This is a genomic window from Sphingomonas sp. NPDC092440 (genome assembly GCF_044754985.1).
Lineage (GTDB): Bacteria > Pseudomonadota > Alphaproteobacteria > Sphingomonadales > Sphingomonadaceae > Sphingomonas.
Genome location: NZ_JBIVQA010000008.1, coordinates 82,741 through 99,957 on the forward strand (window position 1 = coordinate 82,741; position 17,217 = coordinate 99,957).

12 protein-coding genes, 1 tRNA gene and 2 pseudogenes are annotated in these 17,217 nt (G+C 60.6%); 13 read left to right on the plus strand and 2 right to left on the minus strand.

The features are described 5' to 3' along the window. Positions 1–62 precede the first annotated feature (62 nt). From ACIQCS_RS14995 to ACIQCS_RS15010, 4 genes are all read left to right on the plus strand, one after another. A complete protein-coding gene (locus ACIQCS_RS14995) occupies positions 63–845 on the plus strand; it encodes a 2OG-Fe dioxygenase family protein (RefSeq protein ID WP_345849254.1) in 783 nt (260 codons plus the stop codon). A 331-nt stretch (positions 846–1,176) separates the two neighbouring features. Then, on the plus strand, positions 1,177–1,737 hold the full coding sequence (locus tag ACIQCS_RS15000; protein WP_345849253.1) for a hypothetical protein: 561 nt from the start codon (positions 1,177–1,179) through the stop codon (positions 1,735–1,737). Between the two features lie 58 nt (positions 1,738–1,795). Continuing rightward, complete coding sequence (locus ACIQCS_RS15005) at positions 1,796–3,496, plus strand: RHS repeat domain-containing protein (RefSeq protein WP_345849251.1); 1,701 nt, start codon at positions 1,796–1,798, stop codon at positions 3,494–3,496. Positions 3,497–3,519: 23 nt separating this feature from the next. Then, complete coding sequence (locus tag ACIQCS_RS15010; RefSeq protein ID WP_345849250.1) at positions 3,520–6,129, plus strand: RHS repeat-associated core domain-containing protein; 2,610 nt, start codon at positions 3,520–3,522, stop codon at positions 6,127–6,129. A gap of 519 nt (positions 6,130–6,648) precedes the next feature. Here the strand turns inward: ACIQCS_RS15010 and ACIQCS_RS15015 are convergent. Then, positions 6,649–6,786, minus strand: coding sequence for a hypothetical protein (locus ACIQCS_RS15015; protein ID WP_401531238.1), 138 nt, complete (start codon positions 6,784–6,786; stop codon positions 6,649–6,651). 208 nt (positions 6,787–6,994) lie between these two features. Here ACIQCS_RS15015 and ACIQCS_RS15020 point away from each other — a divergent pair, with 208 nt between their 5' ends. The 9 genes and pseudogenes from ACIQCS_RS15020 to ACIQCS_RS15060 form a co-directional block, all read left to right on the plus strand. Continuing rightward, positions 6,995–7,615, plus strand: a complete 621-nt coding sequence (locus ACIQCS_RS15020) for an Ig-like domain-containing protein (protein ID WP_345849247.1) — start codon at positions 6,995–6,997, stop codon at positions 7,613–7,615. A 40-nt stretch (positions 7,616–7,655) separates the two neighbouring features. Further along, positions 7,656–9,413, plus strand: coding sequence for a hypothetical protein (locus tag ACIQCS_RS15025; RefSeq protein WP_345849245.1), 1,758 nt, complete (start codon positions 7,656–7,658; stop codon positions 9,411–9,413). Between the two features lie 17 nt (positions 9,414–9,430). Beyond that, a complete protein-coding gene (locus ACIQCS_RS15030; protein WP_345849243.1) occupies positions 9,431–12,070 on the plus strand; it encodes an RHS repeat-associated core domain-containing protein in 2,640 nt (879 codons plus the stop codon). Continuing rightward, complete coding sequence (locus tag ACIQCS_RS15035; RefSeq protein WP_345849241.1) at positions 12,054–12,407, plus strand: hypothetical protein; 354 nt, start codon at positions 12,054–12,056, stop codon at positions 12,405–12,407. The genes ACIQCS_RS15030 and ACIQCS_RS15035 overlap by 17 nt, the downstream gene beginning before the upstream one ends. Positions 12,408–12,612: 205 nt before the next feature. Further along, entirely contained in the window at positions 12,613–13,857 is a 1,245-nt protein-coding gene (locus ACIQCS_RS15040) for an RHS repeat-associated core domain-containing protein (RefSeq protein ID WP_345849239.1), read from the plus strand. Continuing rightward, on the plus strand, positions 13,842–14,237 hold the full coding sequence (locus ACIQCS_RS15045; RefSeq protein WP_345849237.1) for a hypothetical protein: 396 nt from the start codon (positions 13,842–13,844) through the stop codon (positions 14,235–14,237). The genes ACIQCS_RS15040 and ACIQCS_RS15045 overlap by 16 nt, the downstream gene beginning before the upstream one ends. Positions 14,238–14,727: 490 nt before the next feature. Beyond that, a pseudogene (locus tag ACIQCS_RS15050) lies at positions 14,728–15,396 on the plus strand (RHS repeat-associated core domain-containing protein); the annotation flags it as partial. Further along, entirely contained in the window at positions 15,393–15,689 is a 297-nt protein-coding gene (locus ACIQCS_RS15055; RefSeq protein ID WP_345849235.1) for a hypothetical protein, read from the plus strand. The pseudogene ACIQCS_RS15050 and the gene ACIQCS_RS15055, both read left to right, overlap by 4 nt. An 89-nt stretch (positions 15,690–15,778) precedes the next feature. After that, positions 15,779–16,328 (plus strand): annotated as a pseudogene (locus tag ACIQCS_RS15060) (IS5 family transposase); the annotation flags it as partial. Between the two features lie 758 nt (positions 16,329–17,086). Here ACIQCS_RS15060 and ACIQCS_RS15065 read toward each other — a convergent pair. After that, positions 17,087–17,163 (minus strand) — tRNA-Arg (locus tag ACIQCS_RS15065). Positions 17,164–17,217: the final 54 nt, after the last annotated feature.

Below are 17,217 nucleotides of genomic sequence, written 5' to 3' on the forward strand. Positions count from 1 at the left end.
GCCTCGGCCGGCACCGGTCCCATGCGCGCGCGCGGATCGAACCTGCTTGCGGTGGGCGGCGGTTGGCGCGAAGGAGGCATGGTTCGAATGTCGAGGGCCTTGATATCGTCGATCTCACCCAGCGGATTGCGCAACTGCGCTCGGCCCTGGCCGGGACGGGCTATGTGCATGTCGATGCCGCCAGCTTCCGGGAAATGGCCGGCGCGACCGAGGCCGGCACGTTCGGGAGCTTTGCCGGCTTCTGGGGCGACCTCGAGCCCGACAGGTTCATGGCCGATGGCGGGCGCTATCGCCGCCGGCGGCACGCGGCATTCGCGCTGCGCGACACGGCAGCGCTCCGCAAGCCCGACCAGCCCCATTTCCAGAGCAGCGCCTATAACCCGCTGAACGGCGATGTGGAGCGATGGTTCGCCCCCGCCACCGAAGCCCTTGTCCGCCATCCGATCCTGCGAAACCTGTTTGCGCTTTGCACGCCGCTCTTCTCCGCGCTCGAGGGCGGCGGCGCCGATCTCCAATGGGATGGCGAGCTTCATCAGTTCCGGATCGAGGCGCTGGGAGCCGAGCTTGGACTGCCGACGCCGGAAGGCATGCATCGCGACGGCGTCGACTGGGTGCTGGTCATGCTGGTCGCCCGTGCCAATGTCGAGGCGGGCATGACCGAGATCCTCGACGAAACCGGCCGCCGCGACAGTTTCGTCCTGTCCGAGCCGGGCGAGGCGGTCCTGCTGGATGACCGGCGCATCCGGCACGGCGTCACTGCGATCCAGGCGCTGGATCCGGCCAGGGCCGCCTATCGCGATGTGCTGGTGATGACCTGGCGCCGATCCGGACCGGCATCCGGATAGGGGATCCGCCCGGCCTGGCCGCCACCGCCGCACAGGCTGGAACCCTGTCGTTCCCGGCGCGACGCGCGCACTCGGCCGAATGCACCGAAACGGAACAAATTTTTCTCTCCCGAGGGAAGCATTGTGAACGCTCTCAGGATTTGCTTCCGGATGCCCGCGCCAATGCCGCCTTTGATGAACTTCTTGTCATAAAACTGACATGAAACGTCTCTTCCTTCGACTTCGCAAGTTCTGACAGCCTTCATTTGATTCAGGCCCCGACCACGCGAAAACGTCACGGCAATGTTTGATGGCGCGCGTCCGGATACCCTGAGCGGGGGGAGAGATTCGCATGCGGTTTCACCGGTTGATCGGTTCGAGCATCCTTGTCCTGACGGCGGCGGCCGGAGGCGCGCATGCGCAGGAAACCACCACCTATCAATATGACGCCCTGGGTCGGCTGGTGCAGGCCAGCGCCTCCCGCGGTTCGAGCAGCGCGACTTCGAGCTACACGCTGGATGCGGCCGGCAACCGCACCAATGTCGCGGTCGTCGCGAGCGGCACGCCCACGCCGGGCGCGAGCTGCGTCATCACCATCCCCGACTATAGCTTCACGCTGGTGAAATATGGCTCGCCGTACAACGGCTTGTCCCAGGTCCTGCCGGGCGCGGGTTGCACCGGCGCGGTGACGCTCGCCTACAGCACCCAGGATGGCACCGCCACCGCCGGCAATTATGCGCCGGCCAGCGGAACGATCACCATCCCGCCGGGCTCGACGATCATGCGCTATCCGCTCGACAGCCTGTCGATCTACGGCGCGGAATCGCTTGAATTCTATGTGAACTTCACCGTCGTCTCGGGCGCGGCGACGCTCACCAAGCCCCAGGCGACGATCTGGCTGAACGCCGATTAGCGGCCTCCCCTGCCCGTTTCCTCCCAACCTTCCGGCTTCTTCTCCGAGGAGAATGCAAGTGATCCGTCGAATTCTGCTATGCGGTGGCGCGGCCCTGGCGGTCCCGCAGATGGCCCTGGCCCAGCCGGCCGACCCGCGCGGGCTGCCCGCGCCGATGAACGAGGCCATCGACTCGAACCATGTCGATCTGGGCTCGGGAAGGCTGGCCTATGACTATCCGGGGCCTGCGATCGGGCCCAAGGACCTGAACCTCAGCCTGACCTATCTCTACCTGCTCGAATCACCGTCCCGGACCAATCTCACGGGCGTGATGGAGCAAGGCAACCCGATCACCCAGATGGGTCCCAGCCCCTATACCATCACGCTCGGCCGGCGCACGGTGGTGTTCCTGAAGACGACCAACGGCAATGTCCTGCCGTACAAGATCCATGGCGGCGAAACGCTCTCCGGCAATGTCTTCACCGACTATGACGGGACGATCGCGGTCTTCTCGGTCGCGGCGACCAATCCCAATCGCTGGTATGTCTCCTCGATCACCAAGCCCAATGGCGAGCAGCTGATCTTCACCTATGACACGAGCCCTTCGGGCATACCCATGCTGCGCCGGGTGACCAGCAACGCCGGCTTCGCGCTCAACATCGCCTATGGCGCCTATGGCAACAGCGTCACCGCCTACAACATGGCGGTCGACTATTGCCCGGCGCCCTCCACGGTCGCCTGTTCGCATTCGACCAACTGGCCCTCGATGACGGGTTTCAACGGCACGCTGACCGACAATCTCGGCCGGCAGATGTATGTCTATGCCGGCTGGGCCTCCGCGCAGATCAAGTCGCCGGAGCAAGTAGCCACCGGCGTCGGCGCGACCAACGTCACTTATGGCCAGAGCAGCCCCGGCTGGCCGAACACGGTGTACGGCAACGCCGATGGCGGCAAGGTCACTTCCATCCAGACGCCGAGCGGCACCTGGAGCTATACCTACAAGTCGGACCTGAACGCGCCCGTCGGCAGCACCCGCGTGAACTGGGCGAAGCGCACCGATCCCAGTGGCAGGATATTCGAGGTCGCCACCTATTCCGGCGGCCTGAGCTATCGCAAGGACGAGCTCGGCCGGGAGAGCAGCTGGGTCCTGGATCAGGACTTCAACTATGCCGGCCGGATCAAGGAAGGCACGCTCCCCGAGGGCAACAAGGTCACCTACACCTATGACGGCCGCGGCAACATCACCCAGGTCGTCACCACGCCCAAGCCCGGCTCGGGGCAGGCCGCGACGACCCAGATCGCGTCCTTCCCGTTGTCCTGTGCGAGCGCCAGCAGCTGCAACCAGCCCGACTATATCGTCGACGCGAACGGCAACCGGACCGACTATGGCTATTATGCCTGGGGCGGCATCAAGTCGGAGCTGGGGCCGAGCGTCAACGGCGTGCGCCCGCTCAAGCGCTGGGAATATGTCCAGCTCTACGCCTATGTGAAGAACGCCTCCGGCGCGCTGGTGGCTGCCGGCCCGCCGATCTGGCGCCCCAGCCGCGAGATCGTCTGCAAGGAGACGATCAACGCCACCCAGGATGGCTGCGCCAGCCCCGCCGACGAGGTGGTGACTCAATATGAATATGGCGTGCCGGGCACTGCCAACAGCCTGTGGCTGCGCGGCGTCGTCCAGGATGCGACCGGCACCCCCGCCCGCACCTGCTATTCCTACGACAATTTCGGCAACCGCGTCAGCGAGACGAAGCCGCGCGCCGGCCTCGCCAGCTGCAACTGACCGCGATCGAAAGGGGAAGCGCGATGAAGCTCGCTCATATCATGGCAGTTCCGCTGTCGTTCCTGCCCGTGATCGCCTGGGCCCAATCGAGCCCCTCGGCCTTCACCACGGGCTTGCGCTACGATGTCGCGGGCCAGCTCGTCGGCATGATCTCGCCGGATCCGGGCGGTACCGGCTCGCCGCACTATCCCGCGGTGCGGACGACCTACAACCAGGACGGCAAGGTGGTGAAGGTCGAGACCGGCGACCTGTCCGCCTGGCAATCGGAGAATGTGCTCCCGATCAACTGGAGCGGCTTCACGCTCTTTCGCCAGGCGCTCACCGGCTATGATTCGGAAGGGCGCAAGATCTGGGAGAAGAAGGCCGATGCGGCCGGCAATGTCCTTGCGCTCACCCAGTTCAGCTATGACGTGGAAAGCCGGCTGGAATGTACCGCAGTCCGGATGAATCCCGCCGCGTTCGGCAGCCTGCCCGGCGCCTGCGTCCAGGGAACCCAGGGCAGCGACGGGCCCGATCGGATCGCGCGCAACCTCTATGATGCGGCCGGGCAGCTGGTGCAGGTGCGCAAGGGCGTGGGGACGAGCCTCGACCAGGCTTATGCCACTTATGGCTACACCCCGAACGGCAAGCAGGAATATGTCGTCGATGCCAATGGCAACAGGGCACGGCTGACCTATGACGGCTTCGATCGTCAGGCGCAGTGGCAATTCCCCGCGGCAAGCGCGCCCACCGGCTTCAACCCGGCGACGCCGGCCAGCGCCCTGGCCAGCGCGGGTGCGGTCAACAGCTATGATTACGAAGCCTATGGCTATGACGCCAATGGCAACCGCACCACGATGCGCAAGCGCGACGGGCGCGCCTTCACCTATGTTTATGATGCATTGAACCGGATGACGTCGAAGATCGTGCCGGACGCCTGCGTATCGGGCTATGCCTGCACCAACGTCCCCGCCGCGATGACGCGCGACGTCTATTTCAGCTACGACCTGCGCGGCCTGCAGACCGCTGCGCGCTTCGACAGCGCCTCCGGCGCCGATGCGGTGCTGAACAGCTATGACGGCTTCGGGCGGATCAGCTCGACGACCACGTCGATGAGTGGCGTCAGCCGCACCATGAGCTTCCTGTACGACGGCGATGGCAACCGCACGCGGATCACCCATCCGGACGGCAGATACTTCGTCTCTGCCTATAACGGCGCCGACCGGCTGGTCTCGATCCTCGAGAACGGCTCGGGCGCTGTCGTGACGATGAACTGGGACATCCAGGGGCGCCGGGGGAGCGAAGTGCGCGGCGGCGTGACCTCGACCTATGGCTATGACGCGATCTCGCGGTTGAACAGCCTCGGCGACGATCTGGCCGGGAGCGGCTATGACCTGACGACCACCCTGGGCCGCAATGCGCCGGGGCAGATCACCAGCCGGACGCGCTCGAACGCTTTGTACGACTTCGGCTATACCAACGCCAACCGCGCCTACGCACCCAACGGCCTCAACCAATATTCGAGCGTCGGCGGCAATGCCTATGGCTATGATTCCAACGGCAATCTGACGTGGGACGGCGTCAACAGCTACACCTATGACGCGGAGAACCGCCTGGTGGTGACGTCGGCCAACGTGACGCTCACCTATGATCCGGCCGGACGCCTGTACCAGACCTACAAGCAGGGCAATGGCGCGATTCAGTTCCTCTATGACGGCGACCGGCTGACGCTGGAATATGCCAGCTGGGGCAGCGTGCTCGCCCGCTATGTTCACGGCGCCGGCAACGATGATCCCCTGCTATGGTATAATGGCGCCGCCCTCGGCGATCGCGCGAGCCTGCAGGCCGATTACCGGGGCTCGGTCGTGTCCGTCGCCGATGCGGGCGGCAATGGCATCGCCGCCTATTCCTATGACGAATATGGCATTCCGGGCGGAAATTATGCGAGCCGCTTCCAATATACCGGGCAGGCCTGGCTCCCGGAGATCGGGATGTATTATTACAAGGCCCGCATTTACTCGCCCATGCTGGGGCGGTTCATGCAGACGGATCCGGTCGGGTACAAGGACCAGATGAATCTCTATGCCTATGCTTCGGGCGACCCGGTCAACATGACCGACCCCACCGGCATGTGGCAAATCGTCTATGAGGGCAGCGCTGCCCGCCAGGCGGAACTCAAGGGGATCCTCGAAAAGGCCGCGAGCGCGGATCCGGTCCTGGCGCAACGATACAAGCAGCTTCAGGACTCACGGAACATCCATGTCATCCGGGCCGTCGAGGATTTCCCCGGCTCCACGCCCTCGAGCTCCATGCCGAACGACATCAACAAGTTCGACTTGTCCAAGGCAACCGATTCCAGGAACGGCAAGGGGTCGGGCAGCCTGAACTACATAACTACCGAGAATGTCACGATGGACATTGGCGGCGGGCTGAAGGATTTCCCCTTCTCTCCGGGAGCGGTGGCCGCGCACGAAATTCTGTACCATGCCTGGGCCAAGGATAGCGGCACCAGAAGTATAGAGGTCGACAAGGATGGCAATTCGGTTGAAGAGCAGAACGCGACCAAGACAGAGAATATCTACCGCGAGAGCCCCAAGGTTCGCGAGCTTCGCCGGCCCTGGTACGTTCCGCCCGATCAGATTCAACATTTCTAGCCCGGCGATATTGGGCATTCTGCTGGCGATGGCGGCAAGCACGACGGCAAGCGCCCGGCATATCCAGGATCATGCCCGAGCCTGGAGGACGGATTGCATCGATGGCGGCGGCCAGAGCCTCCGAAATGTCGAGGTGGATCGTGAGGCAATTCTCGAATCCTATCGAGACTATTACGCGCAGCCATATAATAACTACGTCTATCCATTGATGCCGTACAGGTCGGCACATAGAGCGGACGGGAAAGAAATATTCTTTCTATTCTTCCGAATAGACGGAGTGGATGATATTTCCATAGTATATGTCGTCGATTCATATAAGGTGAAGGACAGGTTCATATACTCCACGATCAACAAGGCCAAATGCTCCTATTGAGCGGCGACGGGCATATCTGGGTGCCATAGGGCGCGAACATCGCCGAAGCTGTCAGGATTGCTTTGAGTGGGATCGCGCGGCAATGCGGAACATGCTGGGGTCGGTTCAAGGAGCCGCTCGTCGATTAGCGATACAATATCAATCGCTTAATGAAGGGTGATGGCGCGGCCGGCGGGAACGGTGTCGATCCCGCCAGGATTGGCGCTCCGGGCCAGCAGCGCGCCGCCGATGCGATCCCGATCCTGTTGCGCCGACAGCCAATGCCGCGCGAAGCGAGAAGGCATCCGCATCGCGTCGGTTCGCCAGGGCTGGGCTTTGCCCCGATATGCCATCGAAATCGGGATGTTGCAGTGTTGGATTTATTGTGAAAACAGCTTGAACTGTCTTGAAAAGACGGGGGTAGCTGCGTTCACATATCTTTCGCGCCCTATTCTTGGGTGCGGCATTTTTCCGAATTGATTCAATCCATTAAATGGAAATCGGGAGGGGCATATGCGTCTTCGCTTGTTGGCGTGCACGAGCACGCTGGCCATAGGTTTCGCGTCGCTGCCGGCGCATGCGCAGGAAACCACGACCTATCAATATGACCAGCTGGGGCGGCTGGTGCGGTCGTCGATCAGCGGCGGGCCGAACAGCGCGGTGACGATGGCGACCTGCTTCGATCCGGCCGGCAATCGCGCGCAATATTTCACCGGCACCGGGGCACCGCCCGTCTGCGCCACGCCGACGCCGACGCCCACCCCGACACCCACGCCAACGCCGACGCCTACTCCCACGCCTACTCCCACGCCGACGCCGACCCCGACGCCGCCCGTCGCGGTCAACGACTCGACCTCGTTCGCCTGCTCGACGACGAAGACGGTGAACCTGCTGGCGAACGACTATGACCCGAACGGCAATGTTCCGCTGACGCTGGTCTCGATCAACCCGTTTTCGGGATCGATCTATGCCTCGATCGTCAGCAGCACCTCGGTGACGTTCAGCGCGGCCTATACCGGCACCGCGAGCTTCACCTACACGATCGCCAACAGCCTGGGCGCGACGGCCACGGGCATCGTCACCGTCACCGCCACCGGCAACAACAACGCCTGCATCGGCGAGCCACCCGTCTAGCGCGCCGCGCCGCCACCCCAAATTCCTGATGGAGACCAGAATGCATAGGCATGTTGCACTGCTTCTCACGGCCTCGGCGATGCTCGGCGCGGTACCCGCGACGGCCCAGATCGTCCCGCCCAAGATCTACTCGACCACCCCGACCGGAGTGAACCTCGCGGATTCGGCGTTCACCTATTCCACGACCGACATCGCGATCGGACCGCTCAAGCTCGAGCGCTTCTATATCGGCAGCTATCTGAACGACCCGAACGCGATGTTCTTCGGGAGGCATACCAGCACCAATTTCGACATCTATGTCACCAGGCGAGTGAAATCGGTCGGGCGCTATGTCTACAATGTCTATCTGGGGGCCAGCCAGGGCGGCATGTACGATGTCGGCTCGCCCAATCCGATCGAATCGAACCTCGATTCCCGGCGCGGCACGCTGGAGATCGTCAGCGGCAACCTCGTCTATACGGATGCGGCGGGCACGATCTACGCCTTCACGGCATCGGTCCCCGTGCTGAGTGTCGGCGGCGGCGTGATGCCGTCCTCGCAGCGCATCGCCAGCATCACCTATCCCGACGGACGGGTGCAGAGCTTCTCCTACAATGCCAGCCGCCAGCTCAAGCTGGTGAGCGACACCTCGGGCTATGCGATGGTGTTCGACTATGGCGCCAACGGAAGCATCTCGGCGGCGTGCGGGTTCAACCTGTCCAGAACCTATGTCACGGCTTCCAGCACCTGCAGCGGCGCCGCGCTGAAGACGAGCTACGGCTATAGCGGCGACAAGCTGACCGGCTTCACCGACGTGATGAACCAGACGACGACCTATGGCTGGAGCGACAGCATCACCTGCATCAAGCCGCCCGGCTATGCGAACTGCAAGATCACCAATATCTATCTGTACACCAACAAGATCGATCGCCAGATCCTGGCGGACGGAAGCGTGTGGACCTATGCGTCCAACGCCGAGCCGGGCGTCATCACCGACGAAGGCCAGGCCATCGAGACCGACGGGCAGATCAACGGCGGCGTGATGGATCCGGACGGGAAGAGCTTCGGCGGCACCTTCACCCGGTCGAGCCCCTACAGCTTCACCGATGCGAACGGGCAGACGACGCAATATCGCTACACCGGCGCCAGCGACTTCTTCTCGAACAACCCGCCGGGCGGCCCGCTGGCGGAGGGCAGCTTCCTCGTCGAAGTGACCTATCCCGAAGGCAACAAATATCTGGCCGAGTATAACGGCGCTTATCGCGCCCTCAGCAAGGAGACGCTGGTCGCGAAGCCGGGCTCCGGGCTGCCCGATCTGGTGAAGGGCTATCTCTTCGGTGTCGCGTCCTATCCCGTCACGCGGCAGAATGTGGCCAAGCCCAACGGGATCGTCGATCCCAACGGCAACCGGACCGACTTTACCTATGCCCCGCATGGCGGCGTGACGAGCGAGATGCAGCCGGCGCCGGTTGCGGGCGCGGCGCGGCCGCTGAAGCTCTACACCTATGTGCAGGGCTATGCCTATGTGAAGAATTCCGGCGGCGCGCTGGTGGCGGCGGCATCGCCGGTCTGGCTGCCGGCGACCGAGACGCTGTGCCAGACCTCTGCCGGCAGCAGCACGGCGAGCTGCGATCCGGCGGCGCCGATCACGGTCACCAGCTACGAATATGGCGCGAGCGGCACTGCGGACAACCTGCTGGTGCGCGGGCTGGTGGTGAGCTCGGGCGGAGTCAGCCTGCGCACCTGCTACGGCTATGACGAGACCGGCAACAAGATCTTCGAGACCAGGCCGCGCGCCGGTCTCGCGAGCTGTTCGTGAAGCGGAAGCAGGGGGACATGACCATGAAGAAGAATGTCGCTCGGCTGCTGGGCTCGGCCGCTTTGCTTGCACCGCTCGCCGCGATGGCGCAGTCGGCGCCGTCGGATTTCACCGCCGCGGTGCGGTACGACACGGCGCGCCGGGTGGTGGGGACGATCGCGCCCGATCCGGACGGCGCGGGACCGCTCCACCATCTGGCGGTGCGCAACACCTATGACGTCAATGGCCGGCTGACGCTGGTCGAGAAGGGCGAGCTTGCCGCCTGGCAATCGGAAGCGATCGCGCCGGCCGACTGGTCGGGTTTCTCGGTGCAGCAAAAGGTGGAGACCAGCTACGACCTGCTCGATCGCAAGGTGAAGGAGGTGTTCTCCGGGCGGCTTGCGGGCAGCGATCCCTTCACGATCGCAAGCGTTACCCAATATGGCTATGACGGCGAGGGCCGGCCGCGATGCACGGCGGTGCGGATGGATCCGGCGCTGTTCGGCAGCCTGCCGGCGAGCGCCTGCGACCAGAGCAACCCGGCCAATCCGATCGATCGCATCACGAAGAACGTCTATGACGATGCGGGCCAGCTGGTGCAGGTGCGCAAGGCAGTGGGGTCGGGCCTGGAACAGGCCTATGCCAGCTACGGCTTCACCGCCAATGGCAAGCAGGAATATGTCGTCGACGCGAACGGCAACAAGGCGCGGCTGGTCTATGACGGGCATGACCGCCAGGTGCAGTGGCAATTCCCCTCGACGAGCGCGCCGGGCGCTTACAACCCCTCGACCCCGGCCAACGCGCTGGCGACTTCGGGCGCGGTCAACGCCAACGACCGCGAGGAATATGGCTATGACCTCAACGGCAACCGCACCTCGCTGAGGAAGCGCGACGGGCGAGTGTTCAGCTACACCTTCGACGCGCTGAACCGGATGACGGCGAAGATCGTGCCGGATGCGTGCGTGGCGGGCTATGCCTGCACCAACGTGCCGGCGGCGATGACGCGGGACGTCTATTACAGCTACGATCTGCGGGGTCTGCAGACGGCGGCGCGGTTCGACAGCGCGAGCGGCGCGGACGCGGTCACGCAGACCTATGACGGGTTCGGGCGGCGGCTGTCGACGACGACGGCGATGGGCGGGGTGAGCCGGACGCTGACGTTCCAGGTGGACGGCGGGGGCAACCGGACGCGGATCACGCATGGGGACGGCAACTGGTTCGCCTCGGCCTATGACGGGCTGGACCGGCTGACGCACACCAATGTGAACAGCCTGGTCGGGATCCTGGACACGACGTTCCGGGCGGACGGCAATCGGGGCAATCTGTGGCACGGCACGGGGTATACGAACTACAGCTATGACGGTGCCGGGCGGCTCACGGGCGAATACCAGATCTATGGGGCGAGCGCGGGGACGCACAATCTCTACACGGGCTATGGCTATAATCCGGCGGGCCAGATCGTCCGGCGGGACCGGGACAATATCGCGCCCTATGCCTATGGGGGCCTGGTGCCGGGCAACCGGGCCTATGTGGCGGACGGTCTCAACCGCTACGCGTCGGTGGGCGCGAACAGCTATGGCTATGATGCGAACGGCAACCTGACCTCGGACGGGGGGATCGCCTATAGCTATGACGCGGAGAACCGGCTGGTGGCGGCGTCGTCGGGCACCAGCCTGGTCTATGATCCGCTGGGCCGGCTGTACCGGGTCTATGGCGGGACGAGCGACACGCGGTTCCTGTACGACGGCGACGAGCTGGTGGCGGAATATGACGCCGCGGGCGCGATGCTGCGGCGCTATGTCCATGGCGCGGGAGCGGACGATCCGGTGGTGCAATATGAGGGCAGCGGAGTGTCCGCGCCGCTCTATCTGTACGCGGACCATCAGGGCTCGATCATCGCGGTGGCGGATGCGAGCGGCACGGTGACGCGGGTGAACAGCTATGACGAGTATGGCGTGCCGGGCACGGCCAATGGCGGGCGGTTCCAGTATACCGGCCAGGCGTGGATCCCGGAACTGGGCATGTATTACTACAAGGCCCGCATCTACGCGCCGATGCTCGGGCGCTTCCTGCAGACCGATCCCATCGGGTATAACGATCAGGTGAACCTATATGCCTATGTTGCAAACGACCCGGTCAATGGACGTGATCCTGACGGGAAGAAATTAGTAATTAGTGGCACTAAAGAATTCAAAGATGCCGTCATGCGCGAGCTTAAGTTAATTGCCCAAGGAAAAGGTGGGAGAGCGCTGGTCGAAAAGCTTATCAAATCTGACAAAACTATAACCATCCGGATGGTCACAAATTCTGGAGATGGTAATTCTGCTAGGCCTGATAATTATATCAATGCATCAAATGGAAAGGGAAGCGGGTCAACAGTATTTTTTGATCCATCCAACACCAAGGGTGGTGTTGACAATAAAGCTTCAACAGATAGGCCGCCGTTCGTTGGGTTGGGGCACGAGTTGGGTCATTCAAGGGCAATTTCTCTCGGTCGTCAGACTTTCGAACCTACGAATTTTATCCCAGGAACCACGCCGCGCCGGGAGTTACATTCTCTATCGAACGAGAATATGATTAGACGGGAGCATGGGTTGACGGAGCGTGGTGCATACTACCCTGCTAAAGGCACAGTTGGTTCTTCTTCGGGAGTGCAAGAGGATGAAGGTAAGGATTGATCTGCTCATATGGGCAATTTTGTTGGTGGGTGCGTGCTCTGATTCAGGTAACTACGTGGATCATGAGAAAGATAAGGTGAATAATGATTTCGAGCATCGTATCAATATGCCTCATGGAGCGAAGGATATTAGTCAGTACGATAGATATTATTATATATTCGGCGACATTATAGTCGGAGAGTTTATTAGAAACCCAAATGGGAAAGGAAGGTCAATATTTTTAAATAACGAAGCAGAGCTTCCTCATATTATGGATGGTGGATGCGGGGTTATAAATTTCCGTGCAAATCTTCGTAAGGTCGAATCCGCGACAATATCCTGCAATGGTGACGCGTAGTCCGTGAATTTGATCTCTTAGTTCTTGTATCAATATTGGCGGATATGCCAGATGCGGAGGTGCCGGGCGGCTCACGGGCGAATACCAGATCTATGGGGCGAGCGCGGGGACGCACAATCTCTACACGGGCTATGGCTATAATCCGGCGGGCCAGATCGTCCGGCGGGACCGGGACAATATCGCGCCCTATGCCTATGGGGGCCTGGTGCCGGGCAACCGGGCCTATGTGGCGGACGGTCTCAACCGCTACGCGTCGGTGGGCGCGAACAGCTATGGCTATGATGCGAACGGCAACCTGACCTCGGACGGGGGGATCGCCTATAGCTATGACGCGGAGAACCGGCTGGTGGCGGCGTCGTCGGGCACCAGCCTGGTCTATGATCCGCTGGGCCGGCTGTACCGGGTCTATGGCGGGACGAGCGACACGCGGTTCCTGTACGACGGCGACGAGCTGGTGGCGGAATATGACGCCGCGGGCGCGATGCTGCGGCGCTATGTCCATGGCGCGGGAGCGGACGATCCGGTGGTGCAATATGAGGGCAGCGGAGTGTCCGCGCCGCTCTATCTGTACGCGGACCATCAGGGCTCGATCATCGCGGTGGCGGATGCGAGCGGCACGGTGACGCGGGTGAACAGCTATGACGAGTATGGCGTGCCGGGCACGGCCAATGGCGGGCGGTTCCAGTATACCGGCCAGGCGTGGATCCCGGAACTGGGCATGTATTACTACAAGGCCCGCATCTACGCGCCGATGCTCGGGCGCTTCCTGCAGACCGATCCCATCGGGTATAACGATCAGGTCAATCTATACGCATACGTAGGAAATGACCCGACAAATGCGCGCGACCCGAGCGGCATGGCTGAAACAGGCAGCCTATTCTCTTCGGGAGGTTGCAGCTCGGGTATGTTTAATTGCGCGAGCACCAATAGCGAGAGCTCGATTGCCGCGGCAGCCTCTTCCTGTTGCTCCGGTAGGCGGGCCGAAGAAAGATCTCGAGGTCGAGATTTACTCGGCATGGAAACGGACGCATCGGGACCTGTTCGAGAATGGGCTTTCAATCAAGCCATGAGAAGCTGGGAGGAACTGGAGCCTCGAAATCCAAATCGAGTTTACGCCGAAAGTTCAGAACCCCACTATCCAAGCGCCCAGGCAGTCCGATGGGCCCAAAATGGGGAGCGGGAAGCAGCGGCTAGGCAGGCTGCTGGCAAAGCGGCGAGGGATTATCTAGGGACTCGTCCCGGATTGAATGTAGCTATGGGTCGAGCATGGGGCGCTGGCCCGAGCGAAGCCTTATATGCGCTCCGAACTGGAGCTCCACGCCCGACGGGCGTTAGCAACCGAGATCTTATGGCATATCGTGATTCACTCATAAGCAGGCAATATAAATCAGGCTTCCAGTCAGTTTTTCAATATAGGCGGCAGCTAATTGATCGATGGCTATCACAATGACTTGGGGGAGCAGTATTAGAAGCAAGCTACTTGATAGGGGATTAAAATTAAATCCCCCTGCTCCTAAGGATGTATTGGATAATTTTTTAAAAAATTGTCCAATTGTCCCTTCTGGATTTATGGAAATATATGGAAGCTTTGATGGGTTTAGTGAAAGAGATTTTGATAGAGAGAGTTCCGTTTCCATTTGGCCTATAGAAAGAATTATTCAATATTCCAGATTAAATTTAGAAAGATACATACCGTTTGGAGATATCGAATTTGACGCTATTATATTGGCTGTGGATTTACGCTCTAGTGGATTTCCTGTTATCGATCTACATGAGCATGAATACAAGTCGGAAACTTTTGTGAGTTTTTTTAATGAGTTGACCATGTGAGTGATAGGCGTAGTTGATTATTCAAGAGGATTCACACCCTCCGCGTGCAAATAGCTCGCCGCTGAACGGCTTACTGGGAGCGCCATCGATCATGAGCCGCGCATAGGATGCCGAGAACCGGCCGGTCTTTACCTCAGCAGGGGCGCAGCTCGCTTACGATCCGCTGGGGCAGCTCTACGAGACCTACAAGGCGTCGACGGGCACCACGCGTTTCCTCTATGCCGGCGATGAGATCGTGGCGGAGTATGACGGCTCGGGCACGATGCTGCGGCGCTATATCCATGGGTCTGGAGAAGATGATCCGTTAGCCTGATTCGAGGGCTCCGCCCTGGGCGGGGATTGGTCGAACGGGCGCTTGCCCAAGCCGGATCATCAAGGCTCGATCGTGCTCTGGACCGGCTGGTATGGCGGGTTCGGCCAAGCCAATAGCTAAGATGAGTACGGCGTTCCGGCTGCGGCCAATATCGGGCGATTCTAGTATACCGGCCAGGCGTGGATCCCCGAACTGGGCATGTACTACTACAAGGCCCGCATCTATGCGCCCATGCTCGGGCGCTTCCTGCAGACTGATCCCATTGGGTACAAGGATCAGGTCAATCTCTATGCTTATGTCGCAAACGATCCGACGAACCGCTCCGATCCGACAGGGTTAGGGGAGTGCCCACCTGATTGTAGTTTCTTTCAGAGGGCGGGGCAGGTCCTTTTGGGGGCGGCAGAAGTTGTTGCGGGTGGATTGGCAATTGCTACCGGAGCGGCTGGCGACGGTGCGAGTGTTGCTGGAACTGTTGGTACTGGCGGCGCGGCGGCTCCCGTCGCCGTACCAGTTGCGATCGGCTCAACAGCGCTGATTACCACCGGGGTTGGAGTCGGTGCAGATGGTTTCAGAAGAATAGGTAATGCACTATTCAATTCCAATCCCAATGAGACCGGCTCCTCGCAGACCGGAGGTGGGCGAAATGCGCAGAAATCCAATCCAGACCGTGTTAATGCGGCTCAGCGGCGCATTGATCAAGCGCGTGGAGAGTTGCAGGGCCTGAAGTCGAAGCCCAACAAGACTCCGGATGATAAAATGAAGATCGAAAAGCTTCATAATCAGATCAAGACCGACCAGATTCGGGTTCAGCAGTCTGAAAATCACTCCATGAAGGCAAAGCGATGATCGCAGAATTGTATACATTTGTTCTTGACGTCAACGGCGGGACCTATGTGTCCCAATTTTCCGAAGATGATTTGAGGCGGGCCGTCCTGTTATGGGCTCAAAATGCGGATGAAGACATTATTTCTGCGTTTGGCTTAGACAGCGCTGGCGCTCTGCTCGACGCTGTCAGCGATAGTATTTGTGATGCTGACATGGGTCTCGTTGAATTGAGTGGGCTTAGATCGGCCTGGTTTATGTATGTTTCGGTCAATAACGTCGGTGGAAATCTGAATATCATAAAAACGGCCGGCTAGGGTCAGGGCCCATTGATGTGAGGGCTGCGATCTGATTTAGGCTCCGTGAGGAGACTGGATTTGAGCGATCTGTATTGGCTGACGGATGAGTCTTCACTCGGATGATGGAAGGGCTGTCCTCTGCGGGTGCCGAGCGCCGGACGGTGATGATCGACGCGACTTATCTGAAGGCGCACCGCACGGCCTCGAGCCTGGCGGTAAAAAGGGGGATCTCGGGCGCCTGATCGGCCGCACCAAAGGAGGCATGAACACCAAGCTCCATGCCATTACCGATGCCAACGGCCGTCCCTTGAGCTTCTTCATGACCGCTGGCCAGGTCAGGTCAGTGATTATATCGGCGCAGCCGCGCTGCTCGACGAGTTGCCCAAGGCGCAATGGCTGCTCGGCGACCGGGGCTATGACGCCGACTGGTTCAGGGACGCGTTGCAGGAGAAAGGCATAAAGCCCTGCATTCCGGGCCGAAAATCGCGCAACGAGCCTATCAAATACGACAAGCGCCGCTACCGTCGCCGCAACCGCATCGAGATCATGTTCGGACGTTTGAAGGACTGGCGCCGTGTCGCCACACGCTACGACCGATGCCCAACCGCTTTCTTCTCCGCCATCGCCCTCGCTGCCACCGTCATCTTCTGGCTATGACCTATGAGTCCTGACCCTAGGGGCGCGTGATCCTGCGCGTGCGCAGCAGAACGCTGATAATTGATCTTTTGCCTTTGGATTTCGACGGGATGATGATCAATGAAACATGCTTTTGTAATTATATCCTGCTCACTCTTATGTGCGTGCTCGGGCCATGGCGTCGAAAAATTCGAGGTGCACGCGAAGCTAATTGAACTGAGTGGTAGCTCGGTAAAACTGGTGTTGAACGCTGCACATGATCCGATCTGTGTATCGGCAGCTGATCTGTCGCCTCACTACGGCCGTATTCGGATATTCGATAATAAAGGAAGGGAAATTCAAAGAAGTAATAGCACTAATCGTGAGATGCAATCCTACAAGGGAATGGATATTGCTGATGGAGTTTTGGTGGGATCAGCAGGAAGGGCTAAAACTATTCTCATATCCCTTTCGGAGTTTGAGGCTGATGGCAAAAGGCCAGTCCGGGGCTACGTTGAACTCTCTTATTCTCCTTGCTCTTTACTGTTCGGCAGTGGAAATAGTCCTGTGCGATCGATGCGGGTAGATTTCTAGAGCGCTCGCATTCCGTCGGGATGACTCTCGGAGCATTGTCGGAAGACACGACGGCCCTTGGGGAAATCGAGGTTTCTCGAGGGTTGGAGATGATGCGGCACTGGGATTCGAGCCTAACGCCGCTTGATGGCGCGCCCGAAGGAATCCGCCAGGGTCGGCAAGCGCGAACGCGCGTCCGAGCTTATGCGAGGTTCCAAATCAAGTAATGGCGCACCCGACAGGATTCGAACCTGTGGCCTCTGCCTTCGGAGGGCAGCGCTCTATCCAGCTGAGCTACGGGTGCGTGCCGGCGAAACGCCGGGAACAGGGCCTCTACAGCAGGATGGCGCGGGCCTCA

Excerpts from the sequence above, each read along its gene's own strand:
- ACIQCS_RS15000 (WP_345849253.1), top strand. The coding sequence starts at position 1,177 with ATGCGGTTTCACCGGTTGATCGGTTCGAGCATCCTTGTCCTGACGGCG.
- ACIQCS_RS15010 (WP_345849250.1), top strand. The coding sequence starts at position 3,520 with ATGAAGCTCGCTCATATCATGGCAGTTCCGCTGTCGTTCCTGCCCGTG.
- ACIQCS_RS15015 (WP_401531238.1), bottom strand. The coding sequence starts at position 6,786 with ATGCCTTCTCGCTTCGCGCGGCATTGGCTGTCGGCGCAACAGGATCGG.
- ACIQCS_RS15020 (WP_345849247.1), top strand. The coding sequence starts at position 6,995 with ATGCGTCTTCGCTTGTTGGCGTGCACGAGCACGCTGGCCATAGGTTTC.
- ACIQCS_RS15025 (WP_345849245.1), top strand. The coding sequence starts at position 7,656 with ATGCATAGGCATGTTGCACTGCTTCTCACGGCCTCGGCGATGCTCGGC.
- ACIQCS_RS15030 (WP_345849243.1), top strand. The coding sequence starts at position 9,431 with ATGACCATGAAGAAGAATGTCGCTCGGCTGCTGGGCTCGGCCGCTTTG.
- ACIQCS_RS15035 (WP_345849241.1), top strand. The coding sequence starts at position 12,054 with ATGAAGGTAAGGATTGATCTGCTCATATGGGCAATTTTGTTGGTGGGT.
- ACIQCS_RS15045 (WP_345849237.1), top strand. The coding sequence starts at position 13,842 with ATGGCTATCACAATGACTTGGGGGAGCAGTATTAGAAGCAAGCTACTT.
- ACIQCS_RS15055 (WP_345849235.1), top strand. The coding sequence starts at position 15,393 with ATGATCGCAGAATTGTATACATTTGTTCTTGACGTCAACGGCGGGACC.